Annotated in this window: 20 protein-coding genes; 19 read left to right on the top strand and 1 reads right to left on the bottom strand. The window is 42.2% G+C overall.

What is annotated here, in order from left to right:
• Window positions 1-2 precede the first annotated feature (2 nt).
• From coaBC to spoVM, 11 genes are read left to right on the top strand one after another with little or no spacing between them, the layout of a single operon-like run.
• Window positions 3-1,223, top strand: a complete 1,221-nt coding sequence (gene coaBC / locus CSV60_RS02725; RefSeq protein WP_099635924.1) for a bifunctional phosphopantothenoylcysteine decarboxylase/phosphopantothenate--cysteine ligase CoaBC — start codon at window positions 3-5, stop codon at window positions 1,221-1,223.
• Window positions 1,213-3,621 (top strand): primosomal protein N', encoded by a 2,409-nt coding sequence (priA, locus tag CSV60_RS02730; protein ID WP_099635925.1) that lies wholly within the window; start codon window positions 1,213-1,215, stop codon window positions 3,619-3,621. Before coaBC ends, priA begins: the two co-directional genes overlap by 11 nt.
• A gap of 29 nt (window positions 3,622-3,650) precedes the next feature.
• A complete protein-coding gene (gene def, locus CSV60_RS02735; protein ID WP_099635926.1) occupies window positions 3,651-4,142 on the top strand; it encodes a peptide deformylase in 492 nt (163 codons plus the stop codon).
• Window positions 4,139-5,077, top strand: coding sequence for a methionyl-tRNA formyltransferase (fmt, locus tag CSV60_RS02740; protein ID WP_099635927.1), 939 nt, complete (start codon window positions 4,139-4,141; stop codon window positions 5,075-5,077). The genes def and fmt overlap by 4 nt, the downstream gene beginning before the upstream one ends.
• On the top strand, window positions 5,074-6,414 hold the full coding sequence (gene rsmB / locus CSV60_RS02745) for a 16S rRNA (cytosine(967)-C(5))-methyltransferase RsmB (RefSeq protein ID WP_099635928.1): 1,341 nt from the start codon (window positions 5,074-5,076) through the stop codon (window positions 6,412-6,414). Before fmt ends, rsmB begins: the two co-directional genes overlap by 4 nt.
• Before the next feature lie 28 nt (window positions 6,415-6,442).
• The gene (locus CSV60_RS02750) at window positions 6,443-7,201 is read left to right on the top strand and encodes a Stp1/IreP family PP2C-type Ser/Thr phosphatase (protein ID WP_099635929.1); all 759 of its coding nucleotides are present in this window, start codon (window positions 6,443-6,445) and stop codon (window positions 7,199-7,201) included.
• The gene (pknB, locus tag CSV60_RS02755) at window positions 7,198-9,192 is read left to right on the top strand and encodes a Stk1 family PASTA domain-containing Ser/Thr kinase (protein ID WP_099630881.1); all 1,995 of its coding nucleotides are present in this window, start codon (window positions 7,198-7,200) and stop codon (window positions 9,190-9,192) included. Before CSV60_RS02750 ends, pknB begins: the two co-directional genes overlap by 4 nt.
• Before the next feature lie 12 nt (window positions 9,193-9,204).
• Window positions 9,205-10,086 carry a ribosome small subunit-dependent GTPase A gene (rsgA, locus tag CSV60_RS02760; RefSeq protein WP_099630882.1) on the top strand — a complete coding sequence of 294 codons (882 nt, stop codon included), beginning with the start codon at window positions 9,205-9,207 and terminating at the stop codon, window positions 10,084-10,086.
• Between the two features lie 2 nt (window positions 10,087-10,088).
• Window positions 10,089-10,757 carry a ribulose-phosphate 3-epimerase gene (rpe, locus tag CSV60_RS02765; protein WP_099635930.1) on the top strand — a complete coding sequence of 223 codons (669 nt, stop codon included), beginning with the start codon at window positions 10,089-10,091 and terminating at the stop codon, window positions 10,755-10,757.
• Window positions 10,754-11,407: a thiamine diphosphokinase gene (locus CSV60_RS02770; protein ID WP_099635931.1), complete on the top strand. Its 654-nt coding sequence runs from the start codon at window positions 10,754-10,756 to the stop codon at window positions 11,405-11,407. The genes rpe and CSV60_RS02770 overlap by 4 nt, the downstream gene beginning before the upstream one ends.
• Window positions 11,408-11,422: 15 nt before the next feature.
• Entirely contained in the window at window positions 11,423-11,584 is a 162-nt protein-coding gene (gene spoVM, locus CSV60_RS02775; protein ID WP_099630884.1) for a stage V sporulation protein SpoVM, read from the top strand.
• Between the two features lie 106 nt (window positions 11,585-11,690).
• Here spoVM and rpmB read toward each other — a convergent pair whose 3' ends face one another.
• Window positions 11,691-11,879 (bottom strand): 50S ribosomal protein L28, encoded by a 189-nt coding sequence (gene rpmB / locus CSV60_RS02780; RefSeq protein ID WP_029052334.1) that lies wholly within the window; start codon window positions 11,877-11,879, stop codon window positions 11,691-11,693.
• Window positions 11,880-12,093: 214 nt separating this feature from the next.
• On the opposite strand from rpmB, the gene CSV60_RS02785 reads away from it, so the two are divergent.
• From CSV60_RS02785 to CSV60_RS02820, 8 genes are all read left to right on the top strand, one after another.
• Window positions 12,094-12,456 carry an Asp23/Gls24 family envelope stress response protein gene (locus tag CSV60_RS02785; RefSeq protein WP_099630885.1) on the top strand — a complete coding sequence of 121 codons (363 nt, stop codon included), beginning with the start codon at window positions 12,094-12,096 and terminating at the stop codon, window positions 12,454-12,456.
• An 18-nt stretch (window positions 12,457-12,474) separates the two neighbouring features.
• Window positions 12,475-14,130: a DAK2 domain-containing protein gene (locus CSV60_RS02790; RefSeq protein WP_099630886.1), complete on the top strand. Its 1,656-nt coding sequence runs from the start codon at window positions 12,475-12,477 to the stop codon at window positions 14,128-14,130.
• Between the two features lie 118 nt (window positions 14,131-14,248).
• Complete coding sequence (recG, locus tag CSV60_RS02795; RefSeq protein ID WP_099635932.1) at window positions 14,249-16,288, top strand: ATP-dependent DNA helicase RecG; 2,040 nt, start codon at window positions 14,249-14,251, stop codon at window positions 16,286-16,288.
• Between the two features lie 100 nt (window positions 16,289-16,388).
• A complete protein-coding gene (gene fapR, locus CSV60_RS02800) occupies window positions 16,389-16,961 on the top strand; it encodes a transcription factor FapR (protein ID WP_099630888.1) in 573 nt (190 codons plus the stop codon).
• Between the two features lie 6 nt (window positions 16,962-16,967).
• Complete coding sequence (plsX, locus tag CSV60_RS02805) at window positions 16,968-17,960, top strand: phosphate acyltransferase PlsX (RefSeq protein WP_099630889.1); 993 nt, start codon at window positions 16,968-16,970, stop codon at window positions 17,958-17,960.
• Entirely contained in the window at window positions 17,957-18,901 is a 945-nt protein-coding gene (gene fabD, locus CSV60_RS02810; RefSeq protein WP_099635933.1) for an ACP S-malonyltransferase, read from the top strand. Before plsX ends, fabD begins: the two co-directional genes overlap by 4 nt.
• On the top strand, window positions 18,901-19,647 hold the full coding sequence (gene fabG / locus CSV60_RS02815; protein WP_099631028.1) for a 3-oxoacyl-[acyl-carrier-protein] reductase: 747 nt from the start codon (window positions 18,901-18,903) through the stop codon (window positions 19,645-19,647). The genes fabD and fabG overlap by 1 nt, the downstream gene beginning before the upstream one ends.
• Before the next feature lie 111 nt (window positions 19,648-19,758).
• Window positions 19,759-19,998, top strand: a complete 240-nt coding sequence (locus CSV60_RS02820) for an acyl carrier protein (RefSeq protein WP_085133672.1) — start codon at window positions 19,759-19,761, stop codon at window positions 19,996-19,998.
• Window positions 19,999-20,097 lie beyond the last annotated feature (99 nt).

Genomic DNA, 20,097 nt, shown 5'->3' on the forward strand with positions numbered 1-20,097 from the left:
CCATGAAGATAGATAATAAAAACATTTTACTCTGCGTAACAGGTGGGATTGCGGTTTATAAAGCTGTTGCACTCGTCAGCAAATTAAGTCAAGCAGGCGCGAATGTAAAAGTCGTGATGACTGATTCCGCGAAAGAATTTGTTCAACCCCTATCCTTTCAAGTAATGTCACGCAATGATGTGTACTTTGATACATTTGATGAAAAAGATTCCCGTGTCATTGCGCACATTGATTTAGCAGACTGGGCAGATTTAGTGGTCGTTGCGCCTGCTACAGCTAATGTAATTGGCAAGCTTGCACACGGAATTGCAGATGATATGGTGACGACTATTTTACTTGCAACACAAGCAGACGTTTGGATTGCGCCTGCAATGAATGTACATATGTATGCCCATCCCGCTGTCATGCGTAATATTGATCAATTGCATAGGGATGGCTATCAGTTTATCGAACCGTCAGAAGGCTTTTTAGCTTGCGGTTATGTAGGTAAGGGTCGATTGGAAGAACCCGAAAAAATTACGGAGTTAATTTGCAAGCATTTCAATGAAGCATCTTACCAACCTTTACGTGGTAAAAAAGTTGTGATTACAGCTGGTCCAACTCGTGAACGTATAGATCCTGTCCGCTATGTATCTAATTTTTCAAGTGGCAAAATGGGCTACGCAATGGCAGAGGCAGCACAGAAGCTAGGTGCACATACAGTACTCATTTCAGGACCGGTCGAGCTATCGGTTCCATCAGGTGTCGATGTGATCCATGTAGAAAGTGCTGCTGAAATGTTCGATGCTGTAATCAGTCAGTATGATGATGCGTCCATTGTAGTAAAATCAGCAGCTGTTGCAGATTATCGACCGAAAAACATACATGATCAAAAAATGAAGAAAAAAGATGGCGATGATGTACTTGAATTAGAGCGGACGACCGACATCCTAAAAACACTTGGGAAGCGCAAAGAAAATCAATTACTAATTGGCTTTGCAGCTGAAACGACGGATGCGATTGCCTACGGACAGAAAAAATTAGAATCTAAAAATCTAGATTATATTATCGTCAACGATGTCACGGATCCTGGTGGCGGTTTTGGTAGTGAAACAAATGTTGTGACATTGATTTCTAGAGAAGGAGAAACTATTCCTTTTGCCGCCATGCCAAAAACTCAACTGGCCGAACGGTTATTTGAAACCATTCTTCAGCATGAAAGTAGTAAACTGCATGATCGCTGAAGTTATTGTAGATGTAGCGGCCTACCCGATTGACCGGCCATTTGATTATGTAGTACCTATTGATTGGGAACATGTGATGGAGCCAGGTTTACGAGTAAAAGTACCTTTTGGTCCACGAAAAGTAGCAGGCTATGTAACGGGGATCAAAGAAGAAAGCGAACTAGACCCAAATAAAATTAAACCGCTTGCGGAGATTATAGATTTAGAGCCAGTGCTGTCTGCGGAATTATTAGCTTTGTCGAAGTGGTTGGCAACGGAAACGATCGCCTATGAAATCGATGCACTGCAAGTCATGCTACCTGCAGCTATGCGTGCCAAATATGAAAAGATTATGACTGTGATCAAACCAGATGAGCTTGATGAATCATTCCGCGCGTTTTTAGGCAATCGCAAACAAGTCACCTTAAAGGCACTTCAAGATGCGAATTTATTAAATGAAGTAAAGAAATATAATGAACTAGGAATTGTCGAAATTGATACGGCAATCAAACAGAAAACCAAAATGAAAAAAGTGCGAATGATTCATGTGCCGGATGCAAAGCAACTTGAAATGGCGTTAGAAGAAGTACATCCAAATGCAAAAAAACAACAAGAACTACTTAGTTGGCTGTTGCAGCATCCGACAGAATCAATAGAAGCGAGTAAAATCCTCAATGAATCCGGCGTTACCGCTACTGTGTTGAAATCACTTGTAGATAAAAAGATAGTGGAACAATCACAAGTGGAAGTGTACCGAGAATTAGAAACACCCAAAATGCAAGATAGTGGCAAGCCGGAACAACTAACAGACGAACAGCAAGTAGCTCTTTCCGCTATTGAACAGTCGAGTGACAACAACGTTCAGGAAACCTTTTTACTTCATGGTATTACAGGAAGCGGTAAGACAGAAGTTTATTTACAGGCTATTGATCACGTGTTGAAGCAAGGGAAAGAAGCGATTGTGCTAGTGCCTGAGATCGCATTGACACCTCAAATGACGGCTAGATTTAAAGGGCGGTTTGGGGAATTAGTTGCGGTTTTGCATAGCGGTTTATCTGCGGGTGAAAAGTATGATGAATGGCGCCGAATCCATCGTGGTGAAGTGAAAGTTGCAATTGGTGCACGTTCAGCGGTATTTGCTCCCTTCACGAATTTAGGATTACTAATTCTCGATGAAGAACACGAGACTACCTATAAACAAGAAGAGTCACCTAGGTATCATGCACGTGATGTAGCGATTTGGCGTGCTGAATACTATCGATGTCCTGTTATATTAGGAAGTGCGACACCGTCATTGGAATCATATGCTAGAGCTTCCAAAGGGGTGTATTCATTATTAACATTATCCAAACGAGCCAATAACCAGTCTTTGCCAAGTGTTGAAGTGGTAGATATGCGAGAAGAACTAAAAGTAGGAAACCGTTCAATGTTTTCTGTAGCGCTTGCTGAAGGGATTCGCGAACGATTAGCAAGGAAAGAACAAATTGTCTTGCTACTTAATAAACGTGGGTTTTCGAGCTTCGTTCTCTGCCGTGATTGCGGAACAGTTGTCGAATGTCCAAACTGTGATATTTCATTGACATACCATCGTGCCAGTGAAAGTTTAAAATGCCATTATTGTGGCCATGAAGAACGAGTACCTTCCGAATGTCCGGAATGTACAAGTGAGCATATTCGATTCTTTGGAACTGGAACCCAAAAAGCGCAAGAAGAATTATATAAATTGGTACCTGAAGCCCGCGTAATTCGGATGGATATTGATACGACGAATACAAAAGGCGCCCATGAACGTTTGCTATATGATTTTGGTGAAGGAAAAGCAGATATTTTACTTGGAACACAAATGATAGCTAAAGGACTCGATTTTCCGCGAATAACTTTAGTAGGCGTATTGGCAGCTGACACATCGCTCCATTTGGCCGATTTCCGCGCTGCCGAGAAAACATTCCAATTATTGACACAGGTGAGTGGTAGAGCCGGTCGTGATCAATTACCTGGTGAAGTGGTCATTCAGACATATGACCCTGAGCACTACGCGATTGAATTATCCAAAACACAAGATTATGTACCTTTTTACGAAATGGAAATGGATAGAAGAAGACAACTGGGTTATCCACCGTACTATTACGTGACGGTTGTACAGTTTAGTCATGAAGATGTATTAAAAGCAGCTGACTATGCACACAAAGGCACTGAATTTATGGCGGAGCGACTATCACAAGGTACAGTCATCATTGGACCGACAGCAGCTGCTATCAGTCGTCTCAACAATAGATATCGGTACCAAAGTTTGATAAAATACAAACGTGAACCCGCACTTATACCGGTTCTGCAACAACTTTTGAAACACTACAAAACAAGTTGGGCAAAAGATGGCTTGGCCATGTCGATTAACCGTGAACCAACATCGATCTTTTGACCTTGCTACGAAGAAATGAGGAAATAATTTTGACTATATTAAATATTGTTAAGCACCCATCATCTATTCTCACGACTCCATGTGAGGAAGTGACTGTATTTGATGATGAATTGGGTATCTTACTAGATAATATGCATGAAACGATGATTGAACATGACGGTGTGGGTATAGCTGCTCCACAAGTTGGTAAATCGATTCGTGTGGCAATAGTAGACTTCGATGAAGGACAAGATATTATCGAAATGATCAATCCTGTCGTCACAGCGACTGGTGGATCTGAAGTAGAAGTGGAAGGGTGCTTAAGTTTCCCTGGATTGTTCGGAGAAGTGGAGCGCCCTTTCCACGTAAGGATTGAAGCACAAGAACGTAGTGGTAAGTTATATGAATTAGAAGCAGAAGGCTATGAAGCGCGTGCAATCTTACATGAGATCGATCATTTGAACGGCGTTCTATTTGATAAGAAGATTCAACGCGTCGTCGATCCATCTGAATTCGAAGATGAAGAGGAGGATGACGAATGACAAAAATCATTTTTATGGGGACGCCTGAATTTTCTGTAGGTGTTTTGAAGATGCTATATAATGAAGGATATGAGATTCTTGCCGTCGTGACACAACCGGATCGTCCGGTTGGTCGTAAGCGCGTGTTGACTCCACCCCCTGTAAAGGAAGAAGCAGTACGTTTAGGACTTCCTATCATTCAGCCTGAGAAGCTAAAAGGCTCCGTAGAGTTGCAAGAAATCCTCGAACTACAACCTGATTTAATAATAACCGCTGCATTCGGTCAATTGCTTCCGAATGATCTTCTCGAGGCGCCTAAACTCGGTTGTATAAATGTTCATGCTTCTTTATTACCTAACTATCGTGGAGGCGCACCGATTCATCAGGCTGTTATCGATGGCCAAAAGGAAACGGGTGTCACGATCATGTACATGGCAGAGAAACTGGATGCAGGTGATATCATTTCACAAGTTACCACTCCAATTGATGAAACAGATGATACGGGAACAATGTTTGCAAAACTATCTGTAGCAGGAACAACATTATTAAAAGAAACATTACCATCGATTATTGAAGGCACGAATGAGCGTATAGTACAGGATGAGACGCAAGTAACGTTTGCTAGAAACATCTCGAGAGAACAGGAACGAATTGATTGGACAAACTCAGCTAGATCCATCTATAACCAAGTACGGGGGTTACACCCTTGGCCTGTCGCCTATACAAAGTTTGCTGGTGATCAAGTGAAAATTTGGTGGACCCAGTTGGAAGAACAAGTTTCAGATGCACCACCTGGAGAAATTATCGGTTTGGAAAAGGACCGTATTATTGTGCAGACAGGTGAAGGAGCATTAGCAATTACCGATTTACAACCAGCAGGAAAAAAACGAATGACAGCTACCGTATTCTTAAATGGAATCGGATCCAAATGGCAAGTGGGAGACACGTTTGAATGACAAATTATAAAAAGAAAATTTGGCGCGGTAATGTACGTGACGCGGCATTATCTATGTTGATGCAAATTGAAGAAGAGCAAGCGTATAGTAATTTATTGCTTCATAAAACGATTGAAATTTATGATCTTCAACCAAAAGACCGTGCGTTATTGACGGAACTAACTTACGGTACATTACAACAACAAATGACACTGGATTATTATTTAGCACCATTTGTTAGAGGGAAACTACAACCATGGGTACGACAGCTACTTCGTCTGTCCGTTTATCAAATCATTTACTTATCTAAAATTCCTGAGCACGCCGTTGTCAATGAAGCAGTGAAAATTGCGAATAAGCGTGGACACAAAGGTGTTTCATCTATGGTCAATGGTATATTGCGCTCGATTTTGCGTGAAGGCGTACCTTCTTTAGATGAAATAGAAGATCCTGTTACTCGTTTATCTATAGAGACAAGTCACCCTGAATGGTTGATCCGAAGATGGATTGAGCAATACGGCATGGAAGAAGCAACCGCTGCGGCAGTTGTCAATAATCAGCCACCCATCACCACTGCTCGAATCAATAGAACGAAAACCAATATAGGTGAAGTAATCGGCTTGCTGAAAAAAGAAGGGATTACTGCAATAGCTGGCACTCTTTCTGACAGCAGTATCCAAGTAGAGTCAGGTAATCTCGCTTCCACAGAAGTGTTTAAACAAGGTTTGCTGACCATTCAAGACGAAAGTTCTATGCTTCCGGCTATCGCATTACAAGTGGAGCCAGGTATGCGTGTACTGGATATGTGTGCGGCTCCCGGCGGCAAGACCACACATATTGCAGAACGTATGAAAAACGATGGGGAAATTCAAGCACATGATCTGCACCCCCATAAATTACGATTAATTGAACAAAATGCAGAGCGTCTCGGGTTGACTTCCATTCATACAAATAGTGGGGATAGCCGAGAGTTATTGAAAACATATGAACCTCAATCTTTCGACAGGGTGTTAGTAGATGCGCCGTGTAGCGGGCTAGGGGTTATTCGCAGAAAGCCTGAAATTAAATATAAAAAAACTTTACAAGATATTGAAAATCTGACAGTCATTCAAAAAGAACTACTTGAAGTTGCCTGTCAGTTGGTCAAAAAAGACGGACTTTTAGTATATAGTACATGCACGATTGATAAGTCAGAAAATGAAGAGATAGTGGAATGGTTCTTGAGAGAGCAACCTGACTTTGCACTCGTCCCGCACCATATTCAGGAAGATGACAATGAATATCAATACTTACAAATATTACCACAAGACCATCAAACTGACGGTTTCTTTGTAGCGACGTTACAAAGAATTCACTAACCTGACCAATTGGAATGGAGGGTAGCCTATGGAATATGAAATACGGTCAGACACAGGACGAAAGCGAACTGTCAATGAAGATGAAGCCGCCGTATTCGTTCATCCTGAAATGCAGACGGTACTTGCAGTTATTGCTGATGGAATGGGCGGTCATAAAGGCGGAGATTATGCCAGTTCCACAGCGGTGCGTATGATAGGCGAGCGATTCATGTCCGCCGACGAAGAAGTCGTAACAAAGCAGGATTGGATTGACTTGTTGTATGATGCGGTGGTCGATATTAACCAGTTATTGTATACAACTGCCCAAGCAGATGCCACGTATAAAGGCATGGGTACTACGCTAGACCTTGCACTAATATTGGATGATCACTGTGTAGTTTTTCATGTGGGCGACAGCCGAATTTATCAAGTGACAGGCAAAGCAATTCGCCAAATAACAAAGGACCATTCTTTTGTTAATGTGTTGATTGATAGCGGAGAAATTACGGAACAAGAAGCCGAAGTCCATCCGCAACGGAATTGGATTATGAAAGCGGTCGGTTCAGAGAAATCTATTGTACCTGATCGCTACTCATTTTCATTATTGTCACAGTCGTATGTATTACTTTGTACAGATGGTTTAAGCAATAAAGTCGAAAAGGAAACTATGCTCGATATTATGTCGAAGCAAAGTTCTTTAGCAGACAAAGCAGATGAGTTCATTGACTTGGCGAACCAGCGTGGTGGGGAAGACAATATTACAGTAATATTGCTGGCTATACCTGAAATTGAGGTGACTCCGGTATGATTGGAAAACGAATCGGTAAGCGATACGAAATTATTCGGGTGATCGGTGACGGAGGTATGTCCAGAGTTTACATGGCGCATGATATCATTCTCGACCGCGATGTAGCAATCAAGGTATTGCATTATGATTTTTCCAATGAAGATGAATTGAAAAAACGGTTTCAGCGCGAAGCACTTTCTGCTACGAGCCTGACACATCCCAATATTGTAAATATTTTCGATGTCGGTCAAGAAGACGAACTCCATTACTTAGTGATGGAATACATAGCCGGCAAAACACTAAAAGACTATATCCATACCCACGGCGCATTATCGGCGGACCATGCTGTATCTATTATGAAGCAGCTTGTATCTGCCATATCACACGCTCATCATAACGGTATTGTTCATCGAGATATTAAACCTCAAAATATTTTGATGAACGGTGAAGATGACGTAAAAATAACAGACTTTGGAATTGCCATGGCTTTAAATTCAACGGCACATACGAAGACAAACTCTGTTATTGGAACTGTCCATTATCTGTCTCCTGAACAAGCCAGAGGCGGTATGGCTACGAAACGATCAGATATCTATTCACTCGGTATTGTATTTTATGAATTACTGACAGGGGAATTGCCGTTTTCAGCGGAGACAGCGGTAGCGATTGCATTAAAGCACTTGCAAGAAGAAACACCATCCGTCCGTGAACAGTATCCTGAAATACCTCAAAGTGTAGAAAACGTCATTTTAAAGGCAACAGCTAAAGATTCATTCTATCGCTACACGACTGCAGATGACATGTATGATGATTTACTAACTGTTTTATCTCCAGAACGATTGAATGAAAGAAAATTCGCCTTGCCGTTTGATGATGATAAGACAATGGCTATTCCTGTTATTAAAGACGTTGCGAAATCCGCTGTTGTGGAAGACACAATGAAAATAGATCCTGTAAAACCCGAATTAGTAGCACCTGTGAAAAAGAAAAAGAAGAAATGGCCGTATGTATTAGTAAGTAGTATTCTGCTACTTGCGATACTGGCATTCTTTTTGGTTATGATGATGAAACCAAAAGAGATTATCGTACCTGAAGTAGTGGGGGAAGAAGAGCTTGTTGCGACAGAGATACTCGAAAAAGAGGGCTTTGTTATAGATGAGCGTTTTGAAGAGACGTCCGACGAGTACACAGCAGGACAAGTTATTAAAACAGTACCTCAAGCGGGAAAGAAACGTAAAGAAGGAGACGGTGTGAAATTATTTATTAGCGCCGGGAAAGATCCTATGGTACTTAGTGATTATACGGGCCGTAACTTTGAAGCGACTAAACGCTTTTTAGATGGCTACGGATTTTTACCTATTGAATCAGTTGAAGTCTATTCGGATGAGCCAAAAGGAACGATTCTTAGCCAGCAACCTGAAGCGGATCAGTCTGTTATCCCTGAGGAAACAGAGTTAATCTTCACTGTAAGTAAAGGCAAAGAGTTGCAATCTCTTGATGATTTATCGGGTATGTCTGCAAAACAACTAGAAGAGTATGCGAAGAAATCCGGCCTGAAAATTCACATCGTCAGTGAGGAACATTCAGATAAAGTGGATAAAGGATATGTCGTTTCTCAGAAACCTTCCAAAGGGGAAAAAATGGAGAAAGGGGAACGGGTGGATGTCGTAGTTTCGAAAGGGCCTGCATCCAAGCCGATTAAATTGTTGGTGAAGACCGTGATGATCCCGTATGACTATCCTGAAGAATCAACGGATGAAGATGATGGAGATGAAATAGATTCAGAAACAGAACCGAAACCTCAATTGGAGCCGATTCCTCAGAAAGTCCAGATTTATATACAGGATCGCACACACACGATGAATGATCCTGTCGAGGAATTTGAGATTACAGAAGATACGACACGTAAGATTACGATCGAACTTCTTGAAGGCGAGCGCGGAGGATATAAAATCATGCGTGATCAAACGGTGATTGAAGAAGATAAATTCAACTATACAGATTTAGAATAGAGGAGGAGTTCGATGGCTGAAGGCCAAATTCGTAAAGCAATCAGTGGCTTTTATTATGTAGAACAGAATGGGAATTTAATTCAATGTAAAAGCCGGGGCGTTTTTCGATTAAAGAAAATTAATCCCTTGGTAGGAGACTTCGTTACGTATGTACCTGACGGAGCCAATGATGCGACGATTACAGATGTCCATGAGAGGAAAAGCGAGTTAGTCAGACCGCCCATTGCCAATGTAGATCAAGTATTACTGGTCTTTTCGGTCGTGGAACCCAATATGAGTCTTCGTTTACTCGATCGTTTCTTGACAGTCATTGAATCACATCAATTAGAACCAATTTTGTATATTTCTAAAGAAGATATCGCCAACCCTAATACACTAGAAGAAAATGAAAAAAATCTCGCGTATTATCAACATATCGGTTATACCGTTTTGCGTAATGTCGAGAACAAGCATTCATTACTCGAAACACTGCGCCCGTATTTTAGTGGTAAAACTACTGTACTAGCAGGTCAGTCCGGAGTGGGCAAATCCACGTTATTAAATACGTTATTACCTGAATTGCAACTAAAAACCGGTGTGATCTCCGACGCGCTTGGACGGGGGAAACACACTACACGCCATGTAGAGTTATTGGAAGTGGCGGATGGCTTGGTAGCCGATACACCTGGGTTTAGCTCTCTCGATTTTGAACATATCGAAAAAGAAGAACTGCGGGATTATTTTGTGGAGATCTCAGAAGCGGGTGAAGGTTGTAAATTTAGAGGATGTCTTCATGTCAAAGAACCGGGTTGTGCAGTTAAAGCACAAGTAGAAAAAGGAATCATTTTGGAAGGTCGCTACGAAAATTACTTACTGTTCTTGCAAGAAATTACGGATAGAAAGCCGAGGTATTGATTATGATAAAAATTGCACCATCTATTTTAGCCGCAGACTTTGCTAGACTTGGTGAAGAAGTGAAAGAAGTAGAAAAAGCAGGAGCTGAATTAATTCACATCGATGTAATGGACGGACATTTCGTACCGAATATCACGATGGGTCCCATTGTCGTCGAAGCGTTGCGACCATTGACGGAGTTACCGCTAGATGTCCATTTGATGATTGAAAATCCAGATGCTTATATCGAGGACTTTGCGGCGGCGGGTGCAGATTATATTACTGTACACGTAGAAGCATGTCCACACTTGCATAGAACACTCCAATTAATTAAATCGACAGGTGCGAAACCAGGTGTAGTATTGAATCCTCATACACCGGTTGAGCAAATCATGCATGTCCTTGAAGATATTGATATGGTATTGTTCATGACAGTCAATCCAGGTTTTGGTGGACAGTCGTTTATTCATTCCGTCTTACCAAAAGTGAAGCAACTCTCCGATATTATCAAAGAACGAAATCTTTCTATTGAAATCGAGATTGATGGGGGTATCAACGAAGAAACAATCAAACCTTGTGTGGAAGCGGGTGCGACTATTTTTGTTGCAGGTTCAGCAATCTATGGGAAAGAAGACCGGGCAAAAGCACTCCAAGCTATTAAATCAGCAGGTGAGAGTGTGATGGCGAAATGAAATATGCTATCGTGTGTGCAGCAGGCCCTATAGAGGAAGTGGTTGACTTAGCTGAATACGTTCAAGAAGATACTGTGTACATCGGTGTAGATCGCGGTGCTTTGTATTTATTGGAAAAAGGCATTCAGCCCAATGAAGCAGTTGGCGACTTCGATTCTGTGACGGAAGAACAGTTAAAACAAATCAACTCGAACGTAGAAATTGTCCATCGTGCGAATGAAGACAAAGATGAGACAGACACGGAACTGGCTGTACAGCGAGCGCTTGCATATGAACCTAATTATATTATTTTGACCGGCGTGACGGGTGGTCGCTTGGATCACTTACAGTCTGCTTTGCATTTATTGTATCGCATGCAAGCGGAAAATCGTAAAGTGAAATTCAAGATACACAATACTACGAATGATATCCGTGTCATGCTTCCTGGCGTGAGACGTGTAAAGAAAGACGCGCGCTATCCATACACTTCCTTTTTCTCGTTTGGCCCCGTAGTGACAGGGTTGACGTTGACAGGATTCAAATATGAAACGGTGAATGAACGATTAGAAATGGGGGTAACACGGTTTACAAGTAATGAAACAGTGGCGGATGTTTGTACTATCTCTTTCCGTGAAGGCATATGCTTAATGGTAAGGAGTTCAGATTCCTGAAAGGAGTTGGGGGATTTGCGAGTATACACATTCACGCTTCCGAAGTTTGTCAGTAACATTGTAAGAAAGTGCGCAGTAGCTTTCCAAAAGGACAGCCGTACAAAAACAACCGTTGCTGCCAATCCAAAAGCCACCAAGACAAAAAAACGCAAAAAAGAAAAATCACAAAGCGCCTAAGAAGGTGCTTTGTGTTTTTTCTTTTTTTAGTTAAGCAAAAAAGCGCCTTGATGGCAATTCCTCCAACATCTGTCGAGGCTACCCAGGCGCTTTCAGCTTTAGATTATTATACTCGTTGTACTTTGCCTGATTTCAAAGCTCTTGCAGATACCCAAACGCGTTTAGGTTTGCCATCGATTAGGATTCTAACTTTTTGAAGGTTAGCGCCCCAAGTGCGCTTGCTAGAGTTCAAAGCGTGTGAACGAGTGTTTCCAGAACGAGCTTTACGTCCAGTAATAACACATTGTTTAGCCATTTTAGTTCCTCCTCGTGAATTTATTTAGCGATTCACGTTACAATTCGCATACCATAGTACTTTATCATAAGCTTCGTATCGATGCAACAATTTTTTTTGATACTTTCAAGGTTTTTTCCTTTACACTATATTTTAACGGTTTCAATACTTTCATTCCTGATGAATTCCCGTATAATGTACGTATGATGTGTCTAGAGATGGGAGGAGAAGAGGAATGTCAATCGAACTGAGAAATGAGCATGGTACGATAGATATTACAAATGATGTAATTGCACAAGTGGTCGGAGAGGCTGCGGTCGAGTGTTATGGAATTGTGGGGATGGCTTCTCAGCACCAAATTCGCGATGGGCTTACAGAAATTCTTCGCAAAGAAAACTATTCTCGTGGCGTAATTGTTCGTAACGAGGGAGATGCATTCCATATCGATATCTACGTCATCATGAGCTATGGCACGAAAATTACTGAAGTGGCCTATCAAGTACAATCAAAAGTGCAATATATAGTGAAAACCACGTTAGGTTTATCAGTAAGTTCAATAAATATTTTTGTTCAGGGAGTTCGTGTAACGAACGTGTAAAAGGAGGCCTTTAAGTCAATGACTTCAATCAATGGATTGCAATTTGCGAAGATGGTAGAAATGGGTGCGCATCATCTTCATCAAAATGCCGATTATGTGGATTCTTTAAATGTATTCCCGGTGCCAGATGGTGATACGGGAACGAATATGAATTTATCCATGACATCCGGTGCGAAAGAAACAGAAAGAAATGCGCAACAACATATTGGCTTGACGGCACAGGCATTTTCAAAAGGATTGCTAATGGGTGCCCGTGGGAATTCTGGAGTGATTTTATCCCAGCTATTTAGAGGATTCAGCAAGCAAATTGAGAATGAAGCAGAAGTAAATGTAAAACAATTTGCGGAAGCACTTAAATATGGTGTAGATACAGCTTATAAAGCTGTTATGAAACCTGTAGAAGGAACCATTTTGACAGTCGCTAAGGATGCAGCCAATGCAGCTGTTGAGCATATAGAAGAAACAGCGGATTTAACAGCGTTACTAGAAATTATTGTAGAAGAGGCCAAGGAATCTTTGAAACGGACGCCTGATCTATTGCCGGTTCTAAAAGAAGTCGGAGTAGTAGACAGTGGTGGACAAGGTCTCGTATATGTATATGAAGGATTTTTGGCATGCCTAAAAGGTGAGGACTTACCTGAGAAGGTGGTTATGCACTCAATGGATGACCTAGTGATGAATGAGCATCACCGCAGTATACAAGGTTTCATGAACTCAGAAGACATCGAGTTCGGCTACTGTACGGAATTCATGGTCAAATTGGATTCGGGTAAGTTGCTCGACAAACCATTTGACGAGGCAACATTCCGTCAAGACTTAAGCGAACTAGGTGACTCACTGCTCGTCATTTCAGATGATGAAGTAGTAAAAGTACATATTCACACTGAAGAACCTGGAGATGCTTTATCTTATGGACAGAAATATGGTTCATTGACGAAGATGAAGATCGATAATATGCGTGAGCAACACAGTGATATTATGAATCGGGATGAAGCGTCGACAGCAAAGCCGGTTCAGCATAAATACGCAATTGTAACGGTTTCGATGGGTGAAGGTATCGCAGAACTACTGAAAAGTATCGGGGCATCTGCCGTGATTGAAGGCGGTCAGACGATGAATCCATCTACGGAAGATATCGTCAAAGCGATTCAGGAAATCGGTGCGGAACGCGTATTGATCTTGCCAAATAATAAAAACATCATTATGGCGGCTGAGCAAGCGGCTGAAGTGTTGGAAATTGAAGCGGCAGTTGTGGCAACGAAATCCGTTCCGGAAGGTTTAGCGGCTATTTTGGCATTTAACCCCGAAGCGACAGTCGAGAAGAACGCGAAAGCAATGTTACAAGCGGCTTCTACTATTAAAACTGGTCAGGTCACTTATGCTGTTCGTGACACATCGATTGATGGTGTAACGATTCATAAAGATGACTTCATGGGAATCGCACAAGGGAAAATCACTAGCTCTAATTCTTCTTTAGAGGATGTAACGAAGAACCTCATTTCTTCCATGATCGATGAAGAAGATGAGATTGTCACGATTATTTATGGTGAAGATGTGACACATGAAGAAGCAGAAATGATCAGTAGCTATATCGAAGAACAATTCGAGCATGTGGATATAGAAGTGTACGCTGGAAAACAGCCGCTCTATCCATATATTATCTCTGTTGAATAAATACATTACGTTGTCCTGTAAGTGGGGGCAACGTTTTTATTATCCTGTCTTTTCATGGTAAACTAAAAAAGAGGAACATTCGTTTTCCAACAAGGTATGGAAAGGAGGTAATTTTCACGTGGAGAACATCTTTAAAAACAGTGTAGGTACAGTAAAAGGAATAGGCAAAACGACAACTGAACAATTCGGAAAGCTGGGAATTCTGACGATTGAAGATTTGTTATATACTTTCCCATATCGCCATGAAGATTTTCGTATGACAGATTTGACTGAAACACCGCATGGCGAGCGTGTCACAGTGGAAGGTCGGGTAGAGTCCGAACCGACAGTATTTTATTCCGGGAAAAATCGCTCCAGAATGCAAGTCCGTTTATTGGTCGGCCATCATTTGGTGAAAGCTGTATTTTTCAATCAGCATTACTTAAAGGATCGTCTGCTCACAGGAATGCAAATAAATGTTACCGGTGCATGGGACCGTGGTCGTCAGACGATTACGGTGAATCGTTTACATGCCGGTGAGCAGACTGATTTTGAGCCGGTTTATAGTTTGAAGGGAATTATGCATCAAAAAACGTTTCGTCGTTATATGCGTACAGTCATAGACTTAACTGCCAAAGATATAGAAGAGACACTACCGCGTGAGATGCTGGAAGTATACAAGCTACCTTCTATAGCTGAGGCATTGGAGATGGTCCACTTCCCAACTAAAGCTGAAGATGTTAAGCATGCCCGTAGACGTTTTGTTTATGAAGAATTATTGCTGTTTCAGTTGAAAATTCAAGGAATGAAAAAGTTGCGCAAAGAACAGGAAAAAGGACTTGTCATTCAATATGATTTGAATTTATTGAAGAAGTTCATTAGTACATTGCCGTTCGAATTAACAAATGCGCAAAAACGTGTGGTGAATGAATTATGTGCAGAGCTGAAATCACCACTCCGTATGAATCGTTTACTGCAAGGGGATGTGGGGTCAGGTAAGACAGCTGTCGCAGCCATAGCGCTATATGCAGCGGTTACTGCAGGATTCCAGGGCGCATTGATGGCACCGACGGAAATATTGGCTGAACAACACGCTGAATTATTAGCCAACTGGTTCGAACCATTCGGTGTGACTGTTGCTTTTCTTGCTGGATCTACAAAAGCGAAAGCAAGAAAAGAGTTGTTGGAACGCTTGGAAACCGGGGATATTGACTTGCTAATCGGAACGCATGCACTCATCCAACCTGAAGTGCAGTTTCATAAACTAGGCTTTGTTGTGACGGATGAACAACACCGTTTCGGAGTGCAACAACGTCGTGTTTTGCGAGATAAGGGCTTAAACCCCGATGTACTATTCATGACAGCGACTCCTATTCCGAGAACATTAGCGATTACGGTATTTGGTGAAATGGACGTTTCGATCTTAGATGAACTACCGGCAGGACGAAAAGAAATCGAAACACATTGGTTGAAAGAAGACTCCTTACTACCTGTGTTACAGAAAATGGAGAAAGAGTTACGTGCAGGAAGGCAGGCGTATGTCATTTGTCCTTTGATCGAGGAATCTGATAAATTGGATGTCCAAAATGCAGTCGAAGTACATGCCGAATTGAGTAATTATTTTGGTGGACGCTATAATGTGGGTTTGATGCACGGTCGATTACCTCCAGCCGAAAAGGATCAGGTCATGAGGGAATTCAGTGAAGGACAGTTAAATATCCTTGTTTCCACGACAGTAGTAGAGGTAGGTGTCAATGTGCCGAACGCAACTTTCATGTTGATTTATGATGCAACAAGATTCGGTCTGGCTCAGTTACACCAATTAAGGGGACGTGTAGGGCGAGGATCAGATCAGTCGTATTGCGTATTGCTCGCTAATCCGTCAACAGAAGAAGGAAAGATGCGCATGCAATCGATGACGGAAACGAACGACGGATTTATTTTAGCTGAAAAAGATTTGGAGCTACGCGGGGCAGGAGATATTTTTGGCAAGAAACAGAGTGGAATGCCAGAGTTTAAAATGGCTGACTTGGTCCATGATTTCAAGGCACTCTCAATAGCGCGTGATGATGCGGAACGCTTGTTGAATTCGGATGCGTTTTGGACAAATGACGAGTACGCAACGTTACGCGGACGTCTTGAGCAATCGGGTGCACTCACTGATAAGCGGATAGACTGATAGATGTGAACGTAGTATATTCGATAACCTCTTGCAATCTCATTTACCTCTTTATATACTTAGTATTAATACCAAGTGCTAATCTAAAGGGGTGTAGTAATTGAGAGTTCCTAAACAGGAGAGGCAACAATTACTCGTAACGCTGCTTGAAGAAGATCCATTCCTGACAGATGAAGACATTGCCAGGCATTTTTCTGTGAGCATCCAAACCGTGCGGCTGGATCGGCTAGAATGTCGTATTCCGGAATTGCGAGAGCGATTGAAATCCGTAGCGTCGCAACAAATGTTAGGTACAGTGAAGTCTATGCAAGCCGAAGAAATTTTTGGTGAAATTATTGATGCGGAATTGGATAATAAAGCCATTTCAATTTTTGATGTAAAAGAAGTGCATGTGTTTAAACGAAATGGTATTGCCAGAGGTCATCATTTATTTGCACAGGCGAATTCATTAGCTGTAGCAGTCTTGGATGATGACTTGGCATTGACGGTTCGTTCCTCACTGCACTTCCAAAAGCCAGTTAGAGCCGGTGATCGCGTAGTGTGTCGTGCTACTGTGCGCAAGGAAACCTTGAAAAATAAAAGTACGGTCGTCGACGTCCTGTCGACAGTAGAAAGTGAGCCTGTTTTCTCGGGAGAGTTTCAGATGTATCGTACAACAAAAAAAGGCGGGTAATTACATATGATTATTGCAGTAGACGCAATGGGTGGAGACAATGCACCCGGGGAGATTGTGAAGGGTGTATTACAGAGTCTTCATGCATTTGATGACATTAGGATACATATATTTGGTGATGAGCAAAAAATGGCACCATTTCTCGAAACTCATCCACGCCTTCAAGTAGTACACTGCTCCGAAGTCATTGAACCTGATGATGAGCCTGTGCGTGCAATTCGAAAGAAAAAAGATGCTTCCATGGTCCGTATGGCGCAAGCCGTAAAAGATGGAGAAGCGCAGGCATGTGTGTCAGCCGGTAATACAGGTGCTCTCATGTCGGCGGGACTCTTTATCGTAGGTCGCTTGGAAGGGATTCAAAGACCAGCACTAGCACCGACTTTACCGACGATTGACGGCAGCGGCTTCGTGTTGTTGGATGCTGGAGCGAATTCAGATAGTAAACCTTCGCAGTTGGCGCAGTTTGCCGTCATGGGTAGTATCTACGCGGAGAAAGTGCGCGGAATTGATAAGCCGCGTGTAGGATTATTAAATATCGGAACAGAAGCTGGAAAAGGGAATGAGCTTACAAAATATGCCTATGAAGAGTTACAAGCTGCACCCATAAACTTTATCGGCAATGTGGAGTCGCGTGATTTATTGAATGGCGTGGCAGATGTTGTGGTCACAGATGGCTTTACGGGTAATATGGTGTTGAAAACTATTGAAGGTACTGCAATGAATGTGTTTTCCATGATCAAAGAAGTGTTCATGTCTTCGTTAAAAACTAAGCTTGCGGCTGGATTAGTGAAAGATGATCTAAAGGTTTTAAAAAATAAGATGGATTACTCGGAGTATGGTGGAGCAGGTTTATTTGGTTTGAACCATCCTGTCATCAAAGCGCATGGTTCGTCGAATGCCAATGCATTTTTTAATGCAGTTCGCCAAGCGAGAACCATGGTACAATACGAAGTATGCGAAACAATGAAAAAAACAATCGGAGAGGAAGAGGAATCTTGAGTAAACTCGCATTTGTTTTTCCGGGACAAGGCTCACAAGCTGTAGGGATGGGGAAAGTATTCACAGAGAAGAACGAAGCGTGTAAGGAATTCATGCGAAAGGCTGACGAAGCTCTTGGATTTGAACTGAGTGCATTGATGCTAGAAGGCCCTCAAGATGAATTGACGTTGACTTATAATGCTCAACCGGCTCTACTCACGGTAGGTGCAATGATCGCTGCGCGTTTGGAAGAAGAAGGCATTATACCAGATTATACAGCAGGACACAGTCTGGGTGAGTATACGGCTCTTGTTGAATCCAACGTTCTTTCATTTGAGGATGCAGTAGTTGCTGTTCATAAAAGAGGTCTGTATATGAATGAAGCTGTACCTGCAGGTAAAGGTGCTATGGCGGCCATACTTGGAATGGATCGTGATGTTTTGGAGTCAATTACAGCGAACATCACAGAGTCCGGACATCCTGTACAACCAGCCAACTTAAATTGCCCCGGCCAAATTGTTATTTCCGGTGCAAAAGAGGGTGTGGATAAGGCGTGTACAGCCTTGAAAGAAGCGGGTGCGAAACGTGCATTGCCATTGAATGTAAGCGGACCTTTCCACTCAGTTCTAATGCAACCAGCGGCTGGAGAGTTACAAAAGACGCTTGAAGGTATTGAAATGAAGGATGCTGAAATTCCTATCATCGCAAACGTTACGGCAGATCAAGTAACGAAGCAGGACGAAATAAAAAAATTACTAGTTGAACAATTGTATTCACCGGTACGCTGGGAAGAGTCTGTTGAAAAATTACTTGAACTGGGTGTTACCCGTTTCATAGAGTGTGGACCTGGAAAAGTATTGAGTGGATTAATCCGTAAAATAGACCGTACAGCAAAAGTATACCCAGTATATGATGAAGAAACGCTTGAAAAGTTGCTTGAAGAGGCGAAAGGATGGTCATGATGGGAAGATTCGATGGGAAAACAGCAGTAGTCACAGGAGCATCTAGAGGGATTGGGCGCACTGTCGCTTTACGCTTAGCGTCTGAAGGTGCTAAAGTAGTCGTCAACTATAGCGGTAGCCAAGATCGAGCAGAGACTGTAGCAGCCGAAATTCGCTCTGCGGGCGGAGAAGCGCTCGTATTTCAAGCAAATGTCTCTAATGCTGATCAAGTGAAAGCTATGATGGATGAGACGATTAAACAATTCGGTAGCATTGATCTCCTCGTCAATAACGCTGGCATCACGCGAGATAATTTATTGATGCGCATGAAAGAAGACGAGTGGGATGATGTATTGTCCATTAATTTAAAGGGTGTTTTCCTATGCACTAAGGCTGTTACGCGCCAAATGATGCGTCAGCGTGCAGGGAGAATCGTCAATCTGGCTTCTGTTGTAGGAGTTGTAGGAAATGCAGGGCAAGCAAATTACGTGGCAGCAAAAGCAGGAGTTATTGGATTGACGAAAACAACTGCAAAAGAATTGGCGGCACGTAATATTTTAGTAAATGCTGTTGCTCCAGGATTCATCACAACGGATATGACAGATGAGTTGGGCGATGATATGAAAGAGCAATTATTGTCAACGATCCCTTTAGGTAAGCTTGGAAGTGCGGAAGATGTAGCGAGCGTTGTGGCATTCTTACTATCCGACGAAGCAAAATATATTACGGGTCAGACTATCAATGTAGATGGCGGCATGGTGATGTAAAAGAACTACTTCTCTGAAAGCGCTATTTATGGTTGCGTAACGAGGGGGCTAACCTCTATAATTCAATAGTAGCTAATGAGCCGACTTTGGCCTTGAGAGGAGGTGACTATGTTGTCAACAGTACTTGAGCGCGTAACAAAAGTAGTTGTCGACCGTCTAGGTGTCGATGAAAGCGAAGTAAAACCTGAAGCTTCTTTCCGTGAGGATCTTGGAGCTGATTCACTAGATGTAGTAGAACTTGTTATGGAATTTGAAGATGAGTTTGAAACGGAAATTTCTGATGATGATGCAGAGAAAATTGCAACTGTCGGAGATGCAGTAACGTACATTACAGCAAAAGTAGGCGAATGACCTTTTTTGTGAGACACTTTCTTCCTTTCATCTGAAAAGAGGAAAGCGTCTCTTTTCGCTTTCTAAGTGTGTACAGACTATTAATAGATGAGAGGCAGA

Source organism: Sporosarcina sp. P7, from assembly GCF_002743425.1.
GTDB lineage: Bacteria > Bacillota > Bacilli > Bacillales_A > Planococcaceae > Sporosarcina.

Excerpts from the sequence above, each read along its gene's own strand:
- rsgA (WP_099630882.1), top strand. The coding sequence starts at position 9,205 with ATGGCTGAAGGCCAAATTCGTAAAGCAATCAGTGGCTTTTATTATGTA.
- rsmB (WP_099635928.1), top strand. The coding sequence starts at position 5,074 with ATGACAAATTATAAAAAGAAAATTTGGCGCGGTAATGTACGTGACGCG.
- rpe (WP_099635930.1), top strand. The coding sequence starts at position 10,089 with ATGATAAAAATTGCACCATCTATTTTAGCCGCAGACTTTGCTAGACTT.
- CSV60_RS02750 (WP_099635929.1), top strand. The coding sequence starts at position 6,443 with ATGGAATATGAAATACGGTCAGACACAGGACGAAAGCGAACTGTCAAT.
- pknB (WP_099630881.1), top strand. The coding sequence starts at position 7,198 with ATGATTGGAAAACGAATCGGTAAGCGATACGAAATTATTCGGGTGATC.
- CSV60_RS02790 (WP_099630886.1), top strand. The coding sequence starts at position 12,475 with ATGACTTCAATCAATGGATTGCAATTTGCGAAGATGGTAGAAATGGGT.
- CSV60_RS02785 (WP_099630885.1), top strand. The coding sequence starts at position 12,094 with ATGTCAATCGAACTGAGAAATGAGCATGGTACGATAGATATTACAAAT.
- coaBC (WP_099635924.1), top strand. The coding sequence starts at position 3 with ATGAAGATAGATAATAAAAACATTTTACTCTGCGTAACAGGTGGGATT.
- fabG (WP_099631028.1), top strand. The coding sequence starts at position 18,901 with ATGGGAAGATTCGATGGGAAAACAGCAGTAGTCACAGGAGCATCTAGA.
- rpmB (WP_029052334.1), bottom strand. The coding sequence starts at position 11,879 with ATGGCTAAACAATGTGTTATTACTGGACGTAAAGCTCGTTCTGGAAAC.
- CSV60_RS02770 (WP_099635931.1), top strand. The coding sequence starts at position 10,754 with ATGAAATATGCTATCGTGTGTGCAGCAGGCCCTATAGAGGAAGTGGTT.
- priA (WP_099635925.1), top strand. The coding sequence starts at position 1,213 with ATGATCGCTGAAGTTATTGTAGATGTAGCGGCCTACCCGATTGACCGG.
- plsX (WP_099630889.1), top strand. The coding sequence starts at position 16,968 with ATGATTATTGCAGTAGACGCAATGGGTGGAGACAATGCACCCGGGGAG.
- fmt (WP_099635927.1), top strand. The coding sequence starts at position 4,139 with ATGACAAAAATCATTTTTATGGGGACGCCTGAATTTTCTGTAGGTGTT.